23 protein-coding genes are annotated in these 22,116 nt (G+C 32.2%); 3 read left to right on the top strand and 20 right to left on the bottom strand.

The features are described 5' to 3' along the window. Positions 1-126: 126 nt before the first annotated feature. From pstB (HMPREF0520_RS04855) to HMPREF0520_RS04835, 5 genes are read right to left on the bottom strand one after another with little or no spacing between them, the layout of a single operon-like run. Positions 127-879, bottom strand: a complete 753-nt coding sequence (gene pstB, locus HMPREF0520_RS04855) for a phosphate ABC transporter ATP-binding protein PstB (protein WP_006729799.1) — start codon at positions 877-879, stop codon at positions 127-129. 11 nt (positions 880-890) lie between these two features. Continuing rightward, on the bottom strand, positions 891-1,658 hold the full coding sequence (pstB, locus tag HMPREF0520_RS04850; protein ID WP_006729798.1) for a phosphate ABC transporter ATP-binding protein PstB: 768 nt from the start codon (positions 1,656-1,658) through the stop codon (positions 891-893). Next, on the bottom strand, positions 1,658-2,551 hold the full coding sequence (pstA, locus tag HMPREF0520_RS04845) for a phosphate ABC transporter permease PstA (protein ID WP_006729797.1): 894 nt from the start codon (positions 2,549-2,551) through the stop codon (positions 1,658-1,660). Before pstA ends, pstB (HMPREF0520_RS04850) begins: the two co-directional genes overlap by 1 nt. Before the next feature lie 2 nt (positions 2,552-2,553). Continuing rightward, positions 2,554-3,468: a phosphate ABC transporter permease subunit PstC gene (pstC, locus tag HMPREF0520_RS04840; protein ID WP_006729796.1), complete on the bottom strand. Its 915-nt coding sequence runs from the start codon at positions 3,466-3,468 to the stop codon at positions 2,554-2,556. 2 nt (positions 3,469-3,470) lie between these two features. Beyond that, positions 3,471-4,340: a phosphate ABC transporter substrate-binding protein PstS family protein gene (locus tag HMPREF0520_RS04835; protein WP_006734959.1), complete on the bottom strand. Its 870-nt coding sequence runs from the start codon at positions 4,338-4,340 to the stop codon at positions 3,471-3,473. 146 nt (positions 4,341-4,486) lie between these two features. On the opposite strand from HMPREF0520_RS04835, the gene HMPREF0520_RS04830 reads away from it, so the two are divergent. Continuing rightward, on the top strand, positions 4,487-5,203 hold the full coding sequence (locus HMPREF0520_RS04830; RefSeq protein ID WP_006729794.1) for a DNA-binding response regulator: 717 nt from the start codon (positions 4,487-4,489) through the stop codon (positions 5,201-5,203). 2 nt (positions 5,204-5,205) lie between these two features. Here HMPREF0520_RS04830 and HMPREF0520_RS04825 read toward each other — a convergent pair whose 3' ends face one another. From HMPREF0520_RS04825 to HMPREF0520_RS04775, 11 genes are all read right to left on the bottom strand, one after another. Next, on the bottom strand, positions 5,206-5,883 hold the full coding sequence (locus tag HMPREF0520_RS04825) for an ABC transporter ATP-binding protein (RefSeq protein ID WP_006729793.1): 678 nt from the start codon (positions 5,881-5,883) through the stop codon (positions 5,206-5,208). A 22-nt stretch (positions 5,884-5,905) separates the two neighbouring features. Beyond that, positions 5,906-6,961, bottom strand: a complete 1,056-nt coding sequence (locus HMPREF0520_RS04820) for an ABC transporter permease (RefSeq protein WP_006729792.1) — start codon at positions 6,959-6,961, stop codon at positions 5,906-5,908. Positions 6,962-6,964: 3 nt separating this feature from the next. Then, complete coding sequence (locus HMPREF0520_RS04815) at positions 6,965-7,489, bottom strand: TetR/AcrR family transcriptional regulator (RefSeq protein ID WP_006729791.1); 525 nt, start codon at positions 7,487-7,489, stop codon at positions 6,965-6,967. Between the two features lie 140 nt (positions 7,490-7,629). Then, a complete protein-coding gene (locus tag HMPREF0520_RS04810; protein ID WP_006729790.1) occupies positions 7,630-8,115 on the bottom strand; it encodes a PTS sugar transporter subunit IIA in 486 nt (161 codons plus the stop codon). 4 nt (positions 8,116-8,119) lie between these two features. Further along, entirely contained in the window at positions 8,120-8,629 is a 510-nt protein-coding gene (locus HMPREF0520_RS04805; protein ID WP_006731520.1) for a hypothetical protein, read from the bottom strand. Beyond that, positions 8,607-9,413 carry a MurR/RpiR family transcriptional regulator gene (locus HMPREF0520_RS04800; protein ID WP_006729788.1) on the bottom strand — a complete coding sequence of 269 codons (807 nt, stop codon included), beginning with the start codon at positions 9,411-9,413 and terminating at the stop codon, positions 8,607-8,609. The genes HMPREF0520_RS04805 and HMPREF0520_RS04800 overlap by 23 nt, the downstream gene beginning before the upstream one ends. Positions 9,414-9,744: 331 nt before the next feature. Beyond that, entirely contained in the window at positions 9,745-11,382 is a 1,638-nt protein-coding gene (locus HMPREF0520_RS04795) for an alpha-glucoside-specific PTS transporter subunit IIBC (protein ID WP_006729787.1), read from the bottom strand. Between the two features lie 83 nt (positions 11,383-11,465). Beyond that, on the bottom strand, positions 11,466-12,809 hold the full coding sequence (locus tag HMPREF0520_RS04790) for a family 4 glycosyl hydrolase (RefSeq protein ID WP_006729786.1): 1,344 nt from the start codon (positions 12,807-12,809) through the stop codon (positions 11,466-11,468). A gap of 403 nt (positions 12,810-13,212) precedes the next feature. Further along, entirely contained in the window at positions 13,213-14,523 is a 1,311-nt protein-coding gene (gene serS, locus HMPREF0520_RS04785; protein WP_006729785.1) for a serine--tRNA ligase, read from the bottom strand. Positions 14,524-14,767: 244 nt separating this feature from the next. Then, on the bottom strand, positions 14,768-15,265 hold the full coding sequence (locus HMPREF0520_RS04780) for a GNAT family N-acetyltransferase (RefSeq protein WP_006729784.1): 498 nt from the start codon (positions 15,263-15,265) through the stop codon (positions 14,768-14,770). A gap of 3 nt (positions 15,266-15,268) precedes the next feature. Further along, positions 15,269-15,868: a VTT domain-containing protein gene (locus tag HMPREF0520_RS04775; RefSeq protein ID WP_006729783.1), complete on the bottom strand. Its 600-nt coding sequence runs from the start codon at positions 15,866-15,868 to the stop codon at positions 15,269-15,271. Between the two features lie 144 nt (positions 15,869-16,012). Between HMPREF0520_RS04775 and HMPREF0520_RS04770 the strand changes: the two genes are divergently transcribed. Then, positions 16,013-16,792 (top strand): alpha/beta hydrolase family protein, encoded by a 780-nt coding sequence (locus HMPREF0520_RS04770; RefSeq protein ID WP_006731521.1) that lies wholly within the window; start codon positions 16,013-16,015, stop codon positions 16,790-16,792. 36 nt (positions 16,793-16,828) lie between these two features. On the opposite strand, the gene HMPREF0520_RS04765 is transcribed toward HMPREF0520_RS04770, so the two are convergent. Further along, a complete protein-coding gene (locus tag HMPREF0520_RS04765; RefSeq protein WP_006729781.1) occupies positions 16,829-17,671 on the bottom strand; it encodes a hypothetical protein in 843 nt (280 codons plus the stop codon). Between the two features lie 21 nt (positions 17,672-17,692). Next, entirely contained in the window at positions 17,693-18,601 is a 909-nt protein-coding gene (locus tag HMPREF0520_RS04760; RefSeq protein ID WP_006729780.1) for a serine hydrolase, read from the bottom strand. Between the two features lie 171 nt (positions 18,602-18,772). Here HMPREF0520_RS04760 and HMPREF0520_RS04755 point away from each other — a divergent pair, with 171 nt between their 5' ends. Beyond that, a complete protein-coding gene (locus tag HMPREF0520_RS04755) occupies positions 18,773-19,690 on the top strand; it encodes an N-acetylglucosamine kinase (RefSeq protein ID WP_006729779.1) in 918 nt (305 codons plus the stop codon). Between the two features lie 63 nt (positions 19,691-19,753). On the opposite strand, the gene HMPREF0520_RS04750 is transcribed toward HMPREF0520_RS04755, so the two are convergent. Next, positions 19,754-20,665, bottom strand: coding sequence for a DNA/RNA non-specific endonuclease (locus HMPREF0520_RS04750; RefSeq protein ID WP_006729778.1), 912 nt, complete (start codon positions 20,663-20,665; stop codon positions 19,754-19,756). A 19-nt stretch (positions 20,666-20,684) separates the two neighbouring features. After that, positions 20,685-21,965 carry a peptidase T gene (gene pepT, locus HMPREF0520_RS04745; RefSeq protein ID WP_010222330.1) on the bottom strand — a complete coding sequence of 427 codons (1,281 nt, stop codon included), beginning with the start codon at positions 21,963-21,965 and terminating at the stop codon, positions 20,685-20,687. Between the last annotated feature and the right edge of the window lie 151 nt (positions 21,966-22,116).

The raw sequence follows: 22,116 nt of genomic DNA, 5'->3' as shown, positions 1-22,116 counted from the left end.
AAGCTATTTTTTTATTTTATTTTTTTATACGAATTTAACATCTATCATATTAATAAAACGTTTGGATTTATGGCTAAAATCATCTAATAATATACATATTATTAGATGATATTTCGTAAACTCAATTTAGCTCCATTTTCCTTCAAGATAGTCTTTAGTATCCTTATTCTTTGCTTGAGTGAAGATTTCACGACTAACACCATATTCAATTAAGTGTCCCGACATAAAAAATGCTAGATTGTCACTAACCCTTTTAGCTTGCTCTATATTGTGGGTAACAAGTATAATTGTATGTTGCTTTTTCAAGAACAAAATTGTTTCTTCTACCTTGGCTGCTGAAATAGGATCTAATGCACTCGTAGGCTCATCCATTAATAAAATTTCTGGATTAGTAGCTAATGCTCGAGCAATACATATTCTTTGCTGTTGTCCGCCAGATAAACTACAAGCATTGCAGGATAGCTTATCTTTTACCTCATCCCATATAGCAGCTTCTTTTAATGCATTTTCTACTCTTTCATCTAAGATCTTCTTCTTATTTATGCCTTGTATCTTTAAACCAAAAGCAACATTATCATATATTGAAAAGCTAAAAGCATTTGGTTGTTGAAAAACCATACCTATTTTTTGTCTTAAAAATGCCAAGTCAATATTATTGGCATATATTTCGTATTGTTTAAATTTAATATTTCCTGTTACTTTACTATTTGGTATTAAATCATTCATTATATTAAAGCATCTTAAAAATGAAGATTTGCCACAACCCGATGCACCAATCAATGCAGTGACAGCATTGGCTTCTATATCCATAGAAATTTTATGTAATACTTCAAACTCATCATATTTTAGTGATAAATCTTTGATACTAATAATTTTCATAAGCAACCCTCTTAACCGAATTTTCCACTTACATAATTTTTGGTAATAGAGATTTGAGGTCGAAGAAAGATATCATCAACCGAACCATACTCGATTAGTGATCCCATATTAAAAAAGGCAATATAATCACTAACTCTGCGAGCTTGTTGCATATTATGAGTCACCATAATAATTGAATATTTTTCTTTCAAATCTTTGATAGTTTCCTCTAATTTAGCTGTAGCAATTGGATCTAATGCACTCGTAGGTTCATCTAATAGTAATAACTTAGGTTTTAATGCTATAGCTCTTGATATGCATAACCTTTGCTGCTGACCGCCGGAAAGTTCCAACGCACATTTGGCTAAATTATTTTTAACTTCATCCCATAACGAAGTTTGTTTTAAAGATTTTTCTACTGTTTCATATACTTCATCTTTATCTGACATACCATGATATCGCAAGGCATAAGCAATATTTTCGTAAATAGACTTAGCAAATACATTTGGTTGTTGAAAGACCATGCCTACATTTTTACGTAATTCATATACATTAATCTTCGGATTATTTATTTCCAGGCCAGCAAAATAGATTTTCCCAGATACAGTTGTGATATTATCATCAATTCGATTAATACTTCTCAAAAAGGTCGTTTTGCCTGAACCTGAACACCCAATTAATGATGTTATTTTATTTTGGTAAATATCAATTGATATATCTTTTAAAACCTTAGTTTTTCCATAGCTAACAGATAACTCGCTGGTCTGCAAAATATAAGACGTATCTAAATTATTACTCATTATTTTTTCTTTCCATAAATAAATTTTTGGTGTAAATAATTACCTAAAAAATGTGCAACTAGATCAAATAGTAAAATCACACCAACTAAAATCAATATTGAACAGAATGATATTTTTTCAGCATCAGGTTTTAGGCCTTCAGAATTAATTTTCCAAATGTAAACTGACAAAGTCTCAGCTGGTCGCATAATATTTAATGGACTATCCATACAAAATGGATTCCAATTAGCATAATTTAACAAAGGAGCACTTTGTCCAGAAGAATAAATCAGGGCAGCCGCTTCGCCAAATATACGACCAGCACTCAAAACCACTGCAACGATTATGGTAGGAATAGTTTGTGGTAATAATATTCCTTTGATCAGATTCCATTCAGATAAGCCAAGTGCCTTACCAGCATCCCTTTGTGCTTGTGATATATTGCAAAAAGCATTTTTTATATTAGCAGTCAAAATCGGTAAATTAAAAATTGTTAAAGCAAGTGAACCAGCTAAAATAGAAAAGCCGATATTAAATTTGATAACTATTATTAAATATATAAATAGTCCAACCACAATAGATGGCATATAACTTAAAACGTCAATCATATTTTGAACAAAATCGACAAGCTTATTTTTAGGTGCAAATTCTGCTAAATAAATCCCTGAACCAATAGATAAAGGTAAAGATATTATCAAAGTTAATAACAGCATATACACTGAATTAAATAACTGATCTCTAATGCCACCACCTGAACCAGTAATTTGCGATGGTAGCAATATAGATTTTAATGATAGATATCGGATACCCATACCAAATATATATGTCAAAAACAGCAGTAAAAATGACAACAATAAAAGAACTATTAATAAAATAATTTTTTTAGCAACTTTATCTATAAAACTATTTGACATGATTAGTAATTACCTTTCTTAGCTAAAGTTCTAATTAAGACATTAAATGCTAAAGATATAAGCAATAAAAATAAAGCTAACGTCCATAAAGCGTTATTTTGCACTGTGCCAAAAATAGTATTACCCATTTGGACTGTTAATTGACTTGTTAACGTTGTAGTAGGCGTTGCTAATCCTTTAGGCAGTAACACGGTATTTCCTATCACCATTTGTACGGCCATAGCTTCTCCTAATGCTCTAGCCATTCCAAAAATAACTCCAATTAATAATCCGGGGAGGCAAAAGCGTAAAATAATTTTATAAATAGTTTGCCAGCGAGTAGCTCCCAATGCTAATGAGGCTTGAATCATGCTAATAGGTACACCGTTAATAGCATTTATCATTATTGATGTAATAGTTGGTAAAATCATTACAGCTAAAACTACTGCTCCTGATAATAAGCCAAATCCTGTACCACCATATATTTTACGTACGACAGGGACAATTAATATTAATCCTAAAAAACCGTATACTACAGATGGTATTCCAGTAAACAAATCTAATACAATCTGCAAAATGTCCTTAACTCGCTTTTTAGCATACTGAGTTACAAACAAGCTTAATGCTAAACCAAATGGCATAGCTAGCATTAATGCAAGTAATGTTACCCCGAAAGAGCCTACTATCATAGCTAAAGCTCCTATTAAAGGTCGTCCATTAGAGGTGTTGCCAGGTTGCCAGACATCACTGATTAAAAAATTTAATAAGCTAGCTCGATTATCAACAAATATAGCTAATCCTTTTATAGCAATAAAAACAATTAACGAAATAGCAGTAATAACAATAAACATAGTACAAAATGCTGTTATAACAATTCCGCGACGATTTTCATTAATTGCTTTAGAAGTCTTCAATAATTTTTGGTGTAAGTCTGCCATATCTAACCTTTATTCTTAATCAAAGTAACTTTACCATTAGCATCCTTTTGCACTTTCATTTTGCGTATACTTATATATCCCATTTTTTCAACTGTACTTGTTTGAAATTGACGTGACATAATATATTCAATGAACTTTTTAGCTGCTTGTGGTTGTTTTTTCTTATTCATATACATATGTTCATACGACCATAATACCCACTTATTTGTTAATACATTAGCACTCGTAGGTTTAACATGGTTGATAGAAAGTTTTTGCAATTTTTTCTTATTAGCATATGGAAACGCTAAATAACTAATACTTCCTGGCGTGGTGGATATTATTTTTTGAACAGAACCATTTGAATCTTGAGTTTGACTTAGTTTCATTTTTTGACCCTTCATTACCTCTAACTCAAATGTTTTCCTAGTTCCTGATCCTTCTGCTCGATTAACAACTACTATTTTCTGATTAGGTCCTCCCAACTGATTCCAGTTATTTATTTTTCCACTGAAAATTTCTCTCAGTTGCAACATACTAATATTAGTAATACCTATTTTTTTATTTATAACAGGCACAATACCTACTACAGCAACTCTATGATCAATTAACTTGTTGGCATTAATACCATCAGCTTGTTGGGCAAAAATATCAGAATTTCCTATAGTAACTGTTCCTGCTTGAACTTGATTTAACCCTGTCCCGGATCCTCCACCTTGTACATTAATCCGAACATGATTTTTGTCTGCATAATGTACAGAAGCTTCTTCAACTAAAGGTTGCAACGCAGTCGATCCAACTGAAATTAATGATTCTTGTTTTTGACTACATGCAGTTAACGTGCATGTCATGACTAAAGTAAATAATAAGTACTTTATCGTTTTTATTTTCATTGTTTTACCCTCCTCAAATCTTTTCAATTAAAGTTTAAAAAAATAATGTAAAATCTATACATTATTCATGTAAATTTTCGGTAAACTTTGTAAATTTGTTATTTTTTTCAACCTTAGTTTTATACAATAGATTTATGAGGTGAAGTATGAAAACTATAATTCTATTAAGCAAAGATATTGTTCTTTTTACAGGGCTCAATACTCTTGCCAATCAAAAACAAACTAGCATTTATAATGCATTAACAATCAAAAAAGTAATTAAACATGCATCAGATCCAGATACAATCGGTATAATTATCGACTTACATCATCTGCATGATGAGGATTTTTTTAACAACTTAGATAAAATTCGACACCACTTTAACGGGCCAATAATTATATTGACCAAAGTTTTTGATGCACACTCTGCAAAAAAGATGTTCAAAATCAAAGCAAGTGTATGTTTAACATCCTATAATCCCGATTTAATTCTGGCACAGTTGATCAGCTTAATTTGGCTCAATGAAAATCCACGAAAAATTGTTGAAAACCAGGAAGATATACATGACTATTTACTTTCAGAGCATAAAAAAATCAACTTAGACTTGCGACAATACCCGCCTAAGTTGAATGGAAAAATATTAAATCTAACCTCTAAAGAATTCAAATTGCTAAAATTTTTATTTGAAAATCAAAATCACGTACTATCAAGAGAGCAATTGCTAGATGGAGTATGGGAATATGAAGATGAATACAATACTACCCGAATAGTCGATATGCATATCAGTAATCTACGTGACAAAATAGAGGCCGATCCTGCCAATCCTCAATTAATTAAAACAGTAAGAGGACTAGGATACATGTTAAAATTGCCTAACCAATAAATTTAATCTATTCTTTTATCCATTTTGCCATCAACAATTCTATATATTACATCAGCATATTGTTCTAATCGTTGATCATGCGTAACCATAACTATCAGTGTGCCATCCTGATGAGCAAACTGTTGAAATAGTTGGCCCACCAAAGTTACACATTTACTATCTAAAGATGCAGTCGGCTCATCTGCTAATACAATTGGAGGATTAGTGTATAAAGCACGAGCGATAGCGATACGCTGCCTCTGACCACCAGATAATTCCTTAGGATATTTATCTAGTAACTCATTAACTTGTAATTGCTCCAATAAATTATTTAATTGCAGCTGCTGCATATTATTTGTTTTCTTGATTATATTTGCCAAAACAAATTGCTCTCTAATTTTCAAATATGGAACTAAGGCATAAGATTGCAAAATAAAACCAATTTTATTTAATCGCAACTGATCCAATTGCTTAGAATTCATAGCAGTTATTTCTTCACCTGAAATAATAACCTGACCACTAGTAGCTTTTTGCAAGGCTCCTAGTATAGTTAAAAAAGTACTTTTACCTGAGCCAGAAGGTCCCTCAATTAAAACAACTTGACCTGCATCAGCAGCAAAATTAATATTATCAAGTGATTTAATCTGTGAGCTACCTTTTCCATATATTTTATTTACATTTTTTAATGATACTAATGACATATCTTACCTTTCAAACATTAAATTAATTAATAGCACTAGCAGGATCAACCTTCAAAATAGATCTTACTGGTATTAAACTACCCACTAATCCCACAACAATCATTCCTAATATCACAGATACCATCATCCACGATGACAAATACATAGGCACTGTAATGGGCATTGCTTTCAATGTCAACAATGTAAATATTAAGCCCAACATACTACCAACAATACTTAACAGAAATGATTGCAAAACTGTAGCTTTCACTAGCATTTTAGCGGATACACCTTGTGCACGTAGAACCGCATAACTAGGTAATTTATGCATAGTTACAATATACAAAAAGATAGCAATGGTTATTAAAGAAATAATAAATAAGAAAGTAATCATCATTTCAAAAGTAGTATTTTGAGCTACATATCCTGGTAATTTCAAAACAAATTGTTTAGTCGAATAATTTTTAGCCTGTTTATGGTGATAATTTAATTTACGCTGAGATACTATAGCTGTAGCTTGAGCTGCTGGTGCCATAGGTCGTATTTTTTTCCAAAGTGAAAAATCACCATAAACTAAAGGAGCAATATTCAATTTAGCGTTTTTAACAAAACCGACAATCTTGTAACTATCATTTTTACCATTAAATTTTATTTTATTCCCAATCTGATAACCATATTGATTGAATAAACTATCAACTACAACTTCATGCTTATTATTAAATTTGCGACCTGCTACCAAAGACATCGTTTTAAAAATATATTGTTCACGATTAATAGCTATTAACTGACTAGATACTGTTTTACGATGGGATTTTTTAACCACTATTGGTACTTGACCTATAGATGCATCTTGTTTAGTTAACTTATTTTTTTCTAAATCTTGTTTAGTTAAAATCGATTGATTCAAGTTTAAATTAGAATTGTCATTTAAAATAATAGTTTGCATTTGCCATTCTTTGATTACCTGTGTATTTTCGTTGGCTAATCCAAAAGCTAATGCTGATAAAATAAATATCAAATATGAAATTAGTAAAATAATACATGTTATCAATCCATACCTTACTTTTTCATATCTAATTTCTTTCAATGCTAAAAACACAATTTACACCCTCCTTAGACAATCGAGACCCTGTTTAAGTTTCCGAAAATAATTCTCTTTATGTTCTAAATCAAATAATGCCAATTTAATAGTCTCGTGTGTTAAAACCATTGCACTCCAAGTCTTAGTATCCATGTGGATTGCTTTTTGATTTTCTACTTGAAAATTATGAATTAATAAAGATTCATTCACTAGCATATGTTTTTTTAACAATTTTTTATATTTACTCTTTTCGATATTGCAAACTAATTCATAAGCCATTTTATAAAATAAATCCGCATCAAATTCAGGTTTATCCATCTTAATTGGATTATGTATTTGCAACATTGCCTTATTGTATACATAAAGATATGCATCTTCTAAATCATCAAAATAAGTGTAAAATGCACCTCTAGCAATACCTGCCTCTTTAACTATCCGAGCAACATTGGCTTGATTAAGATCATAATTGCTAAACTCATCCAGCATTACTTGCTCAATTTTTTGCTTTTTTGCACTATTTAAATTTATAAATGTTTTTTTTACCATATTTGTCTCTCCCAGTGACACAGTGTCATCACAAATAAATATACATCTATTATGACATCGTGTCAACATAACACAAAAAAAGACACCCATGACTCTATCAAAAAACAAGTAATGGGTATCTTTTATATTTAAACTAAATCCTACTTTTTCTTAAAAGTAATTGTTTGTACTCTATCACCAGAGTTAACAGAACCTTTTTGAACGGGGGAAATCGATTCAATTAAGTCCATATTAGTATAAACCACAATTACAGAATCATCACGGCCACTATCAACAACTTGTTTCAAGTCCATTGTGCCAAGTAATTGGCCAGCAATAACGTGATCACCCTTTTGGATTTTCATCTGAAAAGGTGCACCATTTAATTCCACTGTATCAATTCCTAAATGTACAAGAATTTCTAGTCCTTCTTTAGTCTTGATGCCAATAGCATGCTTAGTGGGAAATAAGGTCGATATATCACCTTCTACTGGTGAATGAATGTCTCCACTAATAGGTTTAATAGCATAACCATCACCTAACATTTTAGTAGAAAATACATCATCATTTACCTCAGAAATTGGTATCAAACCACCATCAACGGCAGCATCTACTTCCAGCCCTTTATTTTTAAAAAAATTAAACATTATTCTAACCTCTTAAACCTTGTAATCCAATTAAGCCTAACAAAAGAATACACAAAGCGTACAACAAAGTACTGATGATAATAGTTACTTTAAAATACGATACAGTAGTGCTTTTAACTTTAGAGCTAGGTAAAGCCCGCAAGCCAAAAATACTCAACAAAAAGCAAATAATATTGCCTACCAGCAATTGGCAAAAACACTGCAAAATCCAAAAAGTTCTTAGTCTTGTTCTATTATTTACTATCTCATCTTTCTTTATCCAGCAATAGTAGCCCAAAAGAAAGTCAGTAATAGCAATAATAACGGAAACAGCCATTGCTGGATGTTTGTGAAGCATATTTACAAAACTTACTTGCGTCATTACCAATCTAAACTCAAGTAGACCCCAATAAAGTAGTGGAGCAACGAATAAAATAATCGAGTACCATTTTAAAATAGAACGCGTATTTAAATGTAACCGCTCCATAATCTGATCACAGAAACTAGTTACCTTATTCTTTGTCATAGTCCACATTGTCTAACTCTCCTTTTGATTGTTCCCACTGATAGTATTTAGCAATTAAAAGATCAATAAAGGTATATGCTGGGCTAAAGCTGTCAATAGTAGCATCTCCTTCCACCCAGAATTTTTTTAATTTCAAGGTACGAAAGAAAAAACTATAATCTACTAATGAGACCAACTTTGCTGGTCGCAAAGTTGTAAACGATACTGTTATTATTTTGTTATTTATAAGTTGTATCTTACTTATTTCATCGCGAATTTGAACATTATCACCACTATAAGAAACGATAAATAGCATATCTCCCTCTGTAGCCCGCTTACTTACCATCTTCAGCTCTTCAATCGCAGATGGGAGCATTACAACTTTTTTTCCTATCATAAACAATTCGTGAAGCAAATACCTTGCTATTAATTCTTGAGACCAACCTGTCGAATATAAATAAATCGTATTGGCGTGTTCAATATCCAAAAAGACCTTTTCTAAATCTAAAGTACTGCAATAATTCAGTACTTCTTGAATTGCATTTTCTACTTCAGTTGCAATATCAATCGTATTTATTTTCCTCTCATGAGCTAAATCTGATAATTCAAATCGTAATTCACTGTAGCCTGATAAGCCTATTTTTTTGCAAAGCCTAAAAATAGATGATTCTGAAACATATAATTTTGTTGCTAATTTTGCTAAGCTCAAATGGCTACATAATTTGGAATTTGAAAATAAAAATCTAACAATTTCTTTCTCAGATGTGCTTAACTCTCCACTTTTTTCCCATACACGTCTTTTTAAGTCAGTCATAGTTAATCTCCATATAATGTAAATATTATCATAATTACACTAATATAATAACATAAGGCCGCTAAAAAGTGTTTTGAATACTATCGTCTTTCATTCCATCAACAATACTGTCTGCATTTAGACCAATGATAATATCAATTTTTTATCCTCTAAATAACTTCATGTGCTCCTAAGTATTTAAAGTTAACATCATCTGTAACTTTAGATAAGTCATATACTGACTTAAACTCTAATTGCAGTTGAACACAAAATATTGTAGAAACTAAAAAGTAAGCAATTAATACAATAGCATGTCCAACTTATAAATTTAGTTATTGGCTCACTTTAGTACTTAGTGACCATTTTTCTCAATTAAGGCTTGCATTCTTTCTAAGACTTGTGCAACATCTAGACCAACAATAACTTGAATAGCTTTACCATGGTGAACAACATTAACAGCTTTATTAGCTTTAAATTGAGCATCTGATCCTAACTTATCTGGATCCTTTACAGTTACACGTAAACGAGTAGCACACGATGATATCTCTTCAATATTACTTGATCCACCTAATAATTCTAGATAAGCTTGTGCTCTAGCAATATATGGATCAGATTCAGCCACACCTGTAGCTTGTTGAGCTATCTTTTGTTGAGTCATCTTTTGTTGAGCCATCTTTTCTTTGTATTCTTTCTTGTTGATTAATTTAACATCTTCATTGTCAGCCTCACGACCTGGAGTTACGTAGTTAAATTTCTCAATCATTAGCTTAAAAATAAAGTAAGTAAGAAGACCACATACAATTCCGACAATAAATTGCATTACATAAACATGCCAGTGATTTGACCATAATGGAATCCAGTTCATTGAAGCAATACCGATGGCACCATCGGACATAAGTCCTCTTAAACCGAAGCACCACATAATAGTATTCATAGTAGCAGCCATAACTGAATATACTACCCAAAGTATCGGAGCAGCAAACAAGTAAGTAAAGTCAATAGGTTCAGTAATACCAGTCAAAACAGAAGTTAATGCGGCTGGAATAAGCAATGCCGAAGTTTGCTTCTTCTTGTTTTTCTTAGCTGTAGCATAGAATGCCCAACAAATAAATGGTACTAAAAATACTTTTTCATTACCATAAAGTTGAAATCCTTCCATAGAAGCAATTTGAGATAAAGGCTTTGTGCTTGCAGCATATTCTGTTATATGTTTTAACCAATATGGCTGAAGCCCACCTGCGACAACCGCTGGTCCAAACTGAAATGGAATATATACTAAGTGATGAAGTCCAGTTGGAATTAAAACACGGTTCAAGAATGAATAAATCCAAATTCCAACAAAACCACTACCTACAATAAAGTGTTGCAAACTGTTAATACCTAACTGAACTTTAGGCCAAATCAAACAAGTTAAGAATGCAACTGGAATCATTACAAAGAAACCTAATATGTAAACAAAGGTTGAGCCTTGGAAAGTACCAAGCCACTCTGGTAGTTTTTTATCAAAGTAATGATTATGTAAGTAAACAACAATACCCGCAATAATTAACGAGAAGATAATACTGGTGTCTAGAGTCTTAATACCAGCTATTTGAGTTAAACCACCATTAGTCGCATTAGCAGTAATTGTAATCTTATTAAAGTTTGGAACACCAAAGAATGCACCCCAGTGACTTAACATGGCCCCAACAAAGTAGTTAAAGGTCAAGTAAGTAATCAAGGATTCCATAGCGGCACGTCCATGTGATTTATTTGCTAGACCTATTGGCAATCCAACAACAAATAATAAACATTCCTGATTAAATACAGTCCAACCACCAGCAGAAATGGTATCCCAAACTTTATACCAACCAGTTGTAGGACTAGCTAATGAGCCGAAAATTGTCGCATTGTTAAATAAACATCCTAAAGCTACCACAATACCGGCAAACGAGAAAAGCAAGACAGGTACAAACATTGCAGCACCGAATCTTTGTAGTTTCTGCATCATAATTCATTCACCTCACAAAAAAGGACTTATTAAAAACAGCATTAACAAGTCCTCCCTTAATAAATCATTTATCTATTAAATATCTATTTCAGTATTGGCCAGTAAGGCTTGTTTTCTGGAATCATATCGTCAAGTATCTTTTTAGCAACAAGTGCATCTGGAACAGTCTTATTAAGTGCAAATGCTTCCCACATCTTTTCATATGAATGTTGTTCATATGCATCAACAACTAGTTTTTCACATGTTTGTTGTTCCATCATCAATCCTCTTTGGAAGATTCCAGCTTCACCAGTTGATATTGGCTCAACACCATGTGAAGTAAATAAACAAGGAACTTCAACGATTGAATCTGGATCCATATTTGAAATAGCACCGTTATTTGGAATATTTGCCAAAAACTTTTCGCCAGTATTGTAAGCAATTGCATGGCAGATATCAACAATATATTCTGAGTGAGTTTCGTTACGATCCCACATATTATTTTCTGCAGTACCTTCTTTGACGATTCTTTCACACTCACCAAAGACAATCTTTTGACGGTATTCACGAATTTCATCAGTACGAGTACGATTTGGATCTGCATTCTTAACTTCGTATTGTGGATAGTAATAATATTGCATATAAGTGTTTGGTAAAGTATTTGGTTCCAAAGCGTAGCAATCGGCTGCTTTCTTAAAGGTTTCTTTCCAGCTAGCCTCAGTATTCTTATCGAAGTCACCGCCTACCCAGTATCCATTCTTAGAAACGTACTTCTTAAGCTCTGGCATTAAGTCTTTACCAGTTTTCTTGTCCCAAACGCCTTTCCACCATCCAAAATGATTCAAGCCGTAATAATTAAAATCTAAATCATGATAGTCTTTCAAGCCACAAATCTGTGCCATTCTTGTCATGATATCAATTGGCATATCACAAATGTTGATAACTTTTGAATGTGGACGTAAACGACGACATGCTTCAGCAACAATAGCAATAGTATTAGAGTAGTTAATCATCCAAGCATTTGGTGAATATTCTTCCATCCAATCAATAATTTGAATAATTGCTGGAATAGAACGGAGGCCGTATGCCATTCCACCAGGTCCTGTAGTTTCTTGACCATTAACTCCATATCTTAATGGTATTTTTTCATCTAAGCTACGCATGTGATATTTACCAACACGAATGGATCCCATAACGAAGTCAACATCAGTAAATGCCTCTTTAGGATCAGTAGTATACTCAAACTCAATTTCTGGAGCTCTCTCATTCATAATGATTGATACTGCATCCCCAATTTTTTTCTGACGTTCTGCGTCATTATCGTAAAACTTTATCTTTCTTAATGGAAATCTATCTTGATTCTTTAATAAGTTCAGTACAAAACCTGGTGTAAATGTACTACCACCACCAGCAATAACAACTGAAAACTTACGGTTATCTTTCATCATACAACTTTTACCCCTTTTGTGATTCTCTTCTAAATTAAGATATATCTTGAAAAATTTTTACTTGTTTTTCCTCTCAGCTAGCTTACATATTATTTATACCACTTATCTTTTACTGAAGAAAGCGGTTTCTTGACTTAAGAATTCTATTTCAACTATTCAAAAATCTTTGTCAAATATTGAAATTTATTTCATTTACTAATCAAAACTTTAGTGGGATACAACAGTTTTATGTTTCAAAATTAATAATATAAATGGGTATTAACCGATGATGTAATATTTCATTATATTAATCAATTAAACACATAAAAAAGAATAACTGAAACTTTTGAAACATCTATTATGACACCGTGTCAACATAGTACAATAAAAAAGATATGACCTTTAAGTAGTCATATCTTTTTTATTATTCACCAAATTTAGGCTCAGGCTTAATAACAGTCATACCATGCATGTAAGGTACTAATGCTTCTGGAACATTCACTGTACCATCTTCATTTTGATAATTTTCTAAAATAGCAGCAACTGTTCTACCTACAGCTAATCCAGAGCCATTTAATGTATGAGCTAAATGTAATTTACCAGCTTCATCACGATATCTTATTAAGCTTCTTCTAGCTTGAAAATCTGTACAATTTGAACAACTTGAAATTTCACGATACTGATTTTGAGCAGGCATCCATACTTCTAAGTCGTAAGTCTTGGCACTAGTAAAACTTGCATCCCCAGTAGACAAAGCTACTACATGATATGGTAATTCTAATTTTTGTAACAAATGTTCAGCATTTTTAGTCAATTTATCTAATTCTTGCCATGAACTATCTTCATCACAAATTTTTACCATTTCTACTTTTCTAAATTCATGCATTCTTATTAAGCCACGGGTATCACGACCTGCACTTCCTGCTTCACTTCTAAAAGCAGGACTCATAGCAGTCACATTAATAGGTAATTGTTTAATATCTAGAATTTTATCTCTAAAGTAGTTAACTAAAGGTACTTCTGCAGTAGGTATCAATGTCAATTCACGTGGTTTATCAGGATCATCATTATCCACAATGGTATAAACATCTTCTGTAAATTTAGGGAATTGACCTGTTCCCTGCATAGAATCATAGTTAACCAAATAAGGTGGTATCACTTCAGTATAACCAGCTTTAACATTTTCATCTAAAAAGAAGTTAAATACAGCTCGTTCTAATAATGCACCAGCACCTTTATAATAAACAAAACGTGCTCCAGATACTTTAGCTGCTGCATCCCAGTCAAGAATATTTAAATCAGTACCTAAATCCCAATGTGCTTTAGGTTCAAAAGTAAATTTAGTTGGTTCATTCCATTTTCTAACTTCTTCATTGTAACTATCGTCAGGTCCAATAGGATCTGAATCATCTGGGAAATTAGGCAAACGCAATAATATATACTTTTGCTTTTCTGTCAATTCTGATACTTCGACATCAAGTGCTTTGATTTCTTGACCGACTTCACGCATTTCTTTTATGGCATCATCTGCATTTTCTTTATTTTTCTTTGCTTGAGCAATTTGTGCAGAAACCTCATTACGTTTGTTTTTTAAAGTCTCTGTTTTAGTTAATACTTCTCGACGCTTAACATCGATAGCCACCAACTCATCTAGCTCTTCAGGCTTAATTCCTCTGGTAGCTAACTTTTTTTTAGCCCAATCAAGATTCTCTCTAATGACTTTTATATCTAACATAATATCCTCCTGTAAACAAAAACCGACCCGTCCCTCATGGGACGAATCGGTCTAAATATAAATTCGCGGTACCACCCAAGTTCAGCATAAAAGCTACACTCATTATAAGCTATAACGATGCTCTATCGTGTAGAATTACCTACCCACATTAGAAATCTGGAAACGACATTCATCCATTTTCACCAACCATGGACTCTCTTAAGCTGTCTTAGGACTTCGTGTTTAACAAGATTATATCATGACATTATCTATCTGTTAACACAAAATATAATTCTTTCCTAAAAATTTCTTCAATAAAAGTATCAACAGTTTTTACATATTCAAAGCCATATTTTTCTAAAAAAGATTGTGCATTCCTATTATCTGCAAACGTAACAGCCCATACTTGCTTCAATTCTAATTTATTAAAAGCAAAATTAATAATTTTATCTATTGCCTCTTTCATGAGCCCTTGATGCCAATAATCTTTTTGCAACAAAAATCCCACTTCACAAATAGGTTGAGCTCCATTAAAAGGAACGTGATTATATAATTCTATCAAGCCGACCATTTGCTTTGATTCTGCTAGCACAATAGCATAACTATATTTTCTAGCCATATAACAATCCGTAGCTACCTTAGCTTGAGCCATAGATGTCATTTTTTCAAAACATGCAGTGTTATGATACAAGGGATCCTGCCCCCACTTATATAAAGTTTTTATATCAGAGGGAATTATTTTTCGTAAATATATCCGAGACATATTTTATTTGCCTAAAATTTTCAAAAACCATTTACTACCATATACCAAGCCCAAACTGTAAGCTAAAATTGTCCATGGCTTGCCGAAAATGATAATCATGATATAGGTTGATACCTTCATTTCTGTCAGTCCTGCTATCATACATAAAATATCATCTGGTGCTACTGGAGCAATGATACACCAAGCAAAGATATGATTAAACTTTTTTTGGTTAACTGTCCATTTCATATACTTGTTATAAGTCTCTTCTGATACCAAGTGTAAGATAAATGGCTTACCATAAAAACGAGCTAAAAAGAAGATAATAATCGAACCAATTACAATACCAACATAATTGTAAATAAAACCCCATAGCGGTCCAAAAAATATGACACCTGCAACTAGGGAAACACCTCCTGGAATAATTGGAATTACTACTTGTATTATTTGAATAAAAACAAAAATTAAAGGTCCAATTACCTGCTTATCAGAAAGATATTCTTTCATTTTGACCTGATCAGTCAAAATGCCCATTTTGTACCAATATATGCCTAACAATATCATTAAAATAGTTGATATAACTGTTATAATATTTATTAACTTACGACTATCTTTTGCTGACATACACCTTTCCTCCCATTTAACATAATATAATCATACCAAAAATATATGTACAAGCTACAATTTTTTACATTTGATTATCTCAACTATATTTTTTTACTGTATATTATAAGAGACAGTATTATTCATAAAAAAGGAGACATTTTCATGGTTTCAATTATTAAAGATATCAAATACGATGATCGCAATAACTTATTTACTGATATATATTTTCCTGAACAAACCAGTACAACAAATAAAATATTAATTTTTTGGCATGGTGGTGGTTGGATCAAAGGATCCAAGGAAGCTTGCCAAGAATTAGGGGTAAGATTTGCTAAAGCTGGATTTACTACCATGATTCCTGAATATCGTTTGGCATCACAATCAACTTTCCCAGGAGCTCACCAAGATAGCAAAACTTTTGTTGAATGGTTGCTTAATTCTCAATATGTAACTATGCCGAGATCGAAGCAGCCAATCTATCAAATCGGAGCTAGTGTAGGAGCAACTATGGCCCTCTTTATAGCTGGTCAATTTGGTTTTGATACTGTATGTTGGTCCGCTCCGCTAGATTTTTCCGAATGGATTAAAAATCATAAAGACACAGTTGCCTCAACTGATGCTGCATCTGAATTGCATTTAACCAACCCTAGACAAATAAAAGATTCATTTTATAAATTTTTCACGGTTAGTTATGCTGGTGGTGAAGACCCATCAATATTGCAGAAGATGGATGCATATACTTATGACTTAGACAAGCTTAATCGCTTACTGATGATTAATTCTGAGCACGAATTAACACCGCTTGATTCAGTTTTGAAATTTGCCAAAACATTAGCCCAACAAAACAAGGCTTTAAATTTAATTTTATTGCCTGGTGATCAACATGCGATGGGCTACGCAAATAAATATATAGATAAATCTATCGAATTTTTATTACATTGAAATAAGAGAGCTAATGAAATTAAGTAATTAGCTCTTTTATTTTGTATTTTTATTTTTATCTTTTATATAAGAAAACCAACTCTTAAAGGTCACTACACTTGTAATACAACTAGCTACAATTAGTAAATAAGCTGAAACACCAAAACTAATTATATTAGTTTGAATCCGATATAATCTTGAGCCAGTAATAGTTCCTAAACCAACTTTAATACCAACATTTAAGAAAACCAGTTCAAATAACCAAATTAATAAGACGATAGTTTCTAAAAGCGAGAGCACAAAGGCAAACTCACGATTATGTTTTATATTTTTAAGTGTGATAATAATAATAGTAATTGGAATAGCTACAATAAATAACCACATAACCCATGCAATCAAGCGATAGTGTAGGGCCGAAAATCTATTAAACGCAAATAACAAAGTATTGGAAATAGTATGACCTTGGACAACTGACAATGCATCTGATGCAAATGGACCATAAAAAATAGTAACCAAACATATTAAGGCCATAGCAATCACGCCCCATTGCAACCATGTACGCGGTTCACGAGTACTTTGTCTATAGCGACGATATCTATTACTAATTCGACTATTTTCAACACTATTAACCAAAGATGAACCAACTACATCCACCTTTTCTTCCAGCTTACGATCTACAGTATATTCTTCAGCTATTTTTTCATTAGCACATGTAAAGTATAAAAGCATTAATAAGCAAACTAAAACAGCCCAACCCATAAAAGCAATAATACTAGTAATAATCATCAAAACTATGCCCAGTACAAAAACTAAAACAGCATTATGCTTTATCCACTCAACCATCAATAATACTGTATCATTTTGTTGTTTTTCTTTTTTATTTTCACTATTTTCGTGCATATTAATCCTCCAAAAATATCTCTACTTATGCATAGCTATTACGTTGTATACGTCCTTACCTAGTTGATTAAATCTATTTTTATCTCCCCCGATAGCGGCTATAATGTAAACTTTGCCATTTTTATTTACAAGACAACAACTGGCATTATCATCAGAAATATAATGACAAATACCTGGAATACCTGCAGCTAGGCCCTTATTGGGATAAGTATTTAATAATCTAAGTATTAAATTGCAATCATTAACCGTTAATATTTGTCGGCGATACAACTTTGTGAAAATAGTAATCATATCATTAGCAGTTGTTTGCCCTACATCTTTTTGGTCGAAAGAATTAATGATTTTAGTAGACTTAGCTCCTAATTCAGCAGCAACTTTATTGATATATTCTAACTTTAACACTTTAACCAAAATATTCGCTGCATCATTGCTATTATGATACATCATCTGTTGTATTAAAAATGGATAAGCATATGATGTATTGACTACTAATCCTTTGCCTTTGACGTCTCCAGCCATTACTTTATATGGCTTAGTTAATTTTGGATTTTTTTCCAGTAATGCTTTATGATAAGCCAACAAAATAAAAAGTTTTAAAATGTTGCCTACTTCCAAAGAATTTTTTTTATTATAGATGCTAGCCTTTTTGTTAAAATTTAACCCTTGAACTGCAACTTGAAATGGCGTCATAAGGTCAACATTATTTTTTATAGGTTCTATCAACTGGTGATCACTATTTTTGGCAACAATAAAATCTTCTTCGGATTGACTTTTCGTAGCCAATGATGAAGATGAACTATTATGTAATTGCACACTTTTAGGTTTAGAAACAATCAATTTCATGCTTTTTAAGTGCTGTACATTTGTTATATACAAAATAAAACTACAAAAGGAAATAGCAATTGCTACTAAAATACGCTTGATTTTCATTATTGGCTCCTTTGCTTCTATAACTAATATTCTAACATGTACATAGCTAAAAGTTTCAAAAGGTTATCGGTAACATTTTATGAAAATTTTTATAGACTAGACCTATCTTAGAAAGATGTAATATAATGTGTATGCGTTAACAAAAAAATTTTATAGAATAAGGTAATATAAATGTTTAAATATATGATAGGTATAGACGCAGGTGGTACTCATAGTACTGCTATTGCGTACGACGAACAAGGAAAAGAACTTGGGCGAGCTGAATCTGGTCCTGGTCAAATTAACAATGATTACAACTTAGGTATTAAAAATATAACTGTTGCAATTAATGAATTACGTAATAAAATTGATGGAGATTGTATCAAAATATTAGCTGGTATTGCCGGTCTATCAGTAGTAGGTAATGCACCAGAAGTTGCGGCTACAATTTCATCAATGGTTGGTAATATTCCTACCCGTGCTATAACAGATTCTTTATTAGCTTTATATAACGGCTTAGAAGGTACCGATGGAGCTTTAGTTATTGCAGGTACCGGTTCTGTTGTCAATGGTCGTCAAAATGGCTCATTGATTACAGTAGGTGGATATGGTTCTTTGCTTGGCGATGAAGGTTCTGGTTATGCTATCACTAAAGCCGCATTAGTCACTGCACTTTCAAAATGGGATCAACGTCAACCAAGTTCACTTATTGATTTGTTCATTAAAATTTGGAATTTGGATAATATGAATGATGCACCTGCTAAATTCTATACAATGACTAGCCCTCAAGTAGCTTCTTATGCAGTAGAAATTGCTAAATTAGCTGATAGCGGAGATGCAGAAGCACGTGATATCATTCAAGAACAAGCACATCTTTTAGCACGTGATATTTTAATGTGTTTAGATAGATATCAGGATCCAAAGCCAATGCGCATTGCTTTAACAGGTTCTGTATTATCTAATAATGCAATGATTCGCTCATTTATGGAAGATGAAGTAAAAGAACAATATCCTGATGCTGTATTTAGTGTATCTAATGGAGAAAATGCACGTGGTGTAATTTACGATAAGAGTAAAGACTACCGCTACTTCACTAGTTCTAAAAACTAATAAACTTAGTTATTTATATAAAAAAACATCCGATGTTAATTAATATCAACATTAGGATGTTTTTTATTTTACCCAACCAACAGAAAAATCACGAGCAACTTTTGCTCTACCAGTTGCATAATCAAAGGTATACCCTGGCTGAACGTTAAAAATATACACATTAAAATCTAACCAACCATTGACTGAAATAGCCTGTAAATTAATACCTCGAGCCATTAATTCATTACCACGAAAAATGGGGGTTGCTTGAAAAATAACTTTCTGCCCCATCCGCAAGGCTTTTCTGACTTTACTTTCAAAAATAGTTTGAATTTTTTGATTAGAAAATGCTGTTTGTGTAAACAAATTTTTTATATTATTTTGATCTCCTGATTGATTATTAGGATTATATCTTCCTGATTGATCAATACCAGCAGAAACAGAATATGCTATCATATGACCACGATTATATATCTGAGTCCGCATAGTATTTTGTCTATTCGAATGCCATCCTGTTGGATTAATAAATTGTCTCACTCGCAAACTATCATTAGCAACATTTCGGGATTCTAAAAAAGCGGTATTTGAATGAGATGTCCGATTTAATGAATCTAAATTTGAGTATATAACCTTATTAATTTTCCATGCATTCTTGATTAGCGTCGAGTGATTATTATTAACATATACATAAGCTGCATCCCCACTTTTAAAATTACATGCAGCTAATTTTTGATAATCACTATCATCTAACCCACCATATGCTGATTTAGCAATTTTTGCAGCTGGAATTTCTGAAGTTGCATTAATTTTGGGCGAATTATCTCTATGTGAAGAAGATGGTACCTGTTTATTAAATTGTGTACGATAATTATCAGTATGTGTATGATAAGCACTCCGTTTAGTACCCCAGAAAGTAAAAGCTAAAATAATACATATTATCCAAAATATAGACCTAGATAAATCATTTCTTTTTTGAGGTTTTTTTCTCCGTGCCATTTAATTCACCTCCATAATTTTAGTATTTTCTTTTTAAAGGCGTATTATCACGATGATCACACATTTTTAGATGCAACTGAACTATTGTTATTAAAGTTTTTGACAATAAAGACATACTTTCAACACTTACATATTCATATGGTCCATGGAAATTAGCACCACCATTAAACAAATTTGGAGTTGGTATGCCCTTTTCAGAAATAAAATCGCCATCAGTTCCACCACGAAATGGGATTATTTTAGGAACTAACCCCATTTTTTCATACGCATGCAACACCAAGTTAACTACATAAGGATATTGTTTAATCAGATCACCTGGACTTTTATATTGATCATGCATGGAAATTTCTACACGATTCTCACCATATTTTTTATTAAATGCATCAACCAAATCTATGAGCATTTGCTTTTTAGCTAAAAAAGAATCAGTATCAAAATCACGTATAATCAATTCAACTTTGGCATAACCAACATCACCGCTATTGGAAAGAACCATCATGAATCCCTCAAAATCTTTACTTTTTTCCGGAACTTGATCTTTAGGTAAAGATTCAATAAATTCACTAGCCATAGTAGTGGCATTCACCATCAAGCCGTAAGCTTCTCCAGGATGGACAATCGTTCCCTTAAATTGTAATGTGGCACTAGCTGCATTGAAGGTTTCATATGCAATATCGCCTGGATCACCATTATCTAATGTATATGCAAATTCAACAGGAAATCTACTAATATCAAACCGCTTAGCTCCTTGTCCTATCTCTTCATCTGGACCAAATGCTACCCAGATATCACCATGTTCAGCATTAGGATGATTTTTAAAATATTTCAACATACCCAACAATCCTGCTATACCAGCTTTATCATCAGCACCTAATAAAGTGCTACCAGAAGCTGTTATCAAAGTTTCGCCTATATGTTTTTTAAGACTAGGAAACTCAGCAGGATCTAACACTCTATCTTTTTGAGGATCCAAATAAATTTTTTTACCATCATAATTTCGATAAATTTGTGGTTTTACATTTTCGGCATTATAATCAGCAGTATCTACATGAGCTACAAAACCAACTGCAGTAGTTAACGTAGCTGTGTTACTAGGTAGTAATCCGACTAAATATGAATCTTTAGCACTATATGATATATTTGTTAAACCTAACTCTTGCAACTCATTTTTTATAATCATTAACAATTCTACTTGCCCTTTAGTTGTAGGTACACAATTGTTATTTGGATCTGAGCGTGTATTCACTTTACAATATTCAACAAATTTTTGCTCTATATATGCAGTGTCAATATCGTTCATAGCATCTTCCCCCATATTATTTCAAAATAGAAAAATATTTATATTATGTATTATATAGCACCTGTCAAATATTAATATAAAACTATTTTTTCTATCAATTTACAAAAAAGTGAGCTCAAAAATCTAAATTTTTGGAACTCACTTTTTAAAA

The sequence above is a fragment of the Lactobacillus iners DSM 13335 genome (genome assembly GCF_000160875.1).
Lineage (GTDB): Bacteria > Bacillota > Bacilli > Lactobacillales > Lactobacillaceae > Lactobacillus > Lactobacillus iners.
Note: the sequence above shows the minus strand (reverse complement) of the source record. Positions and strands in the feature narration are given on the sequence as shown.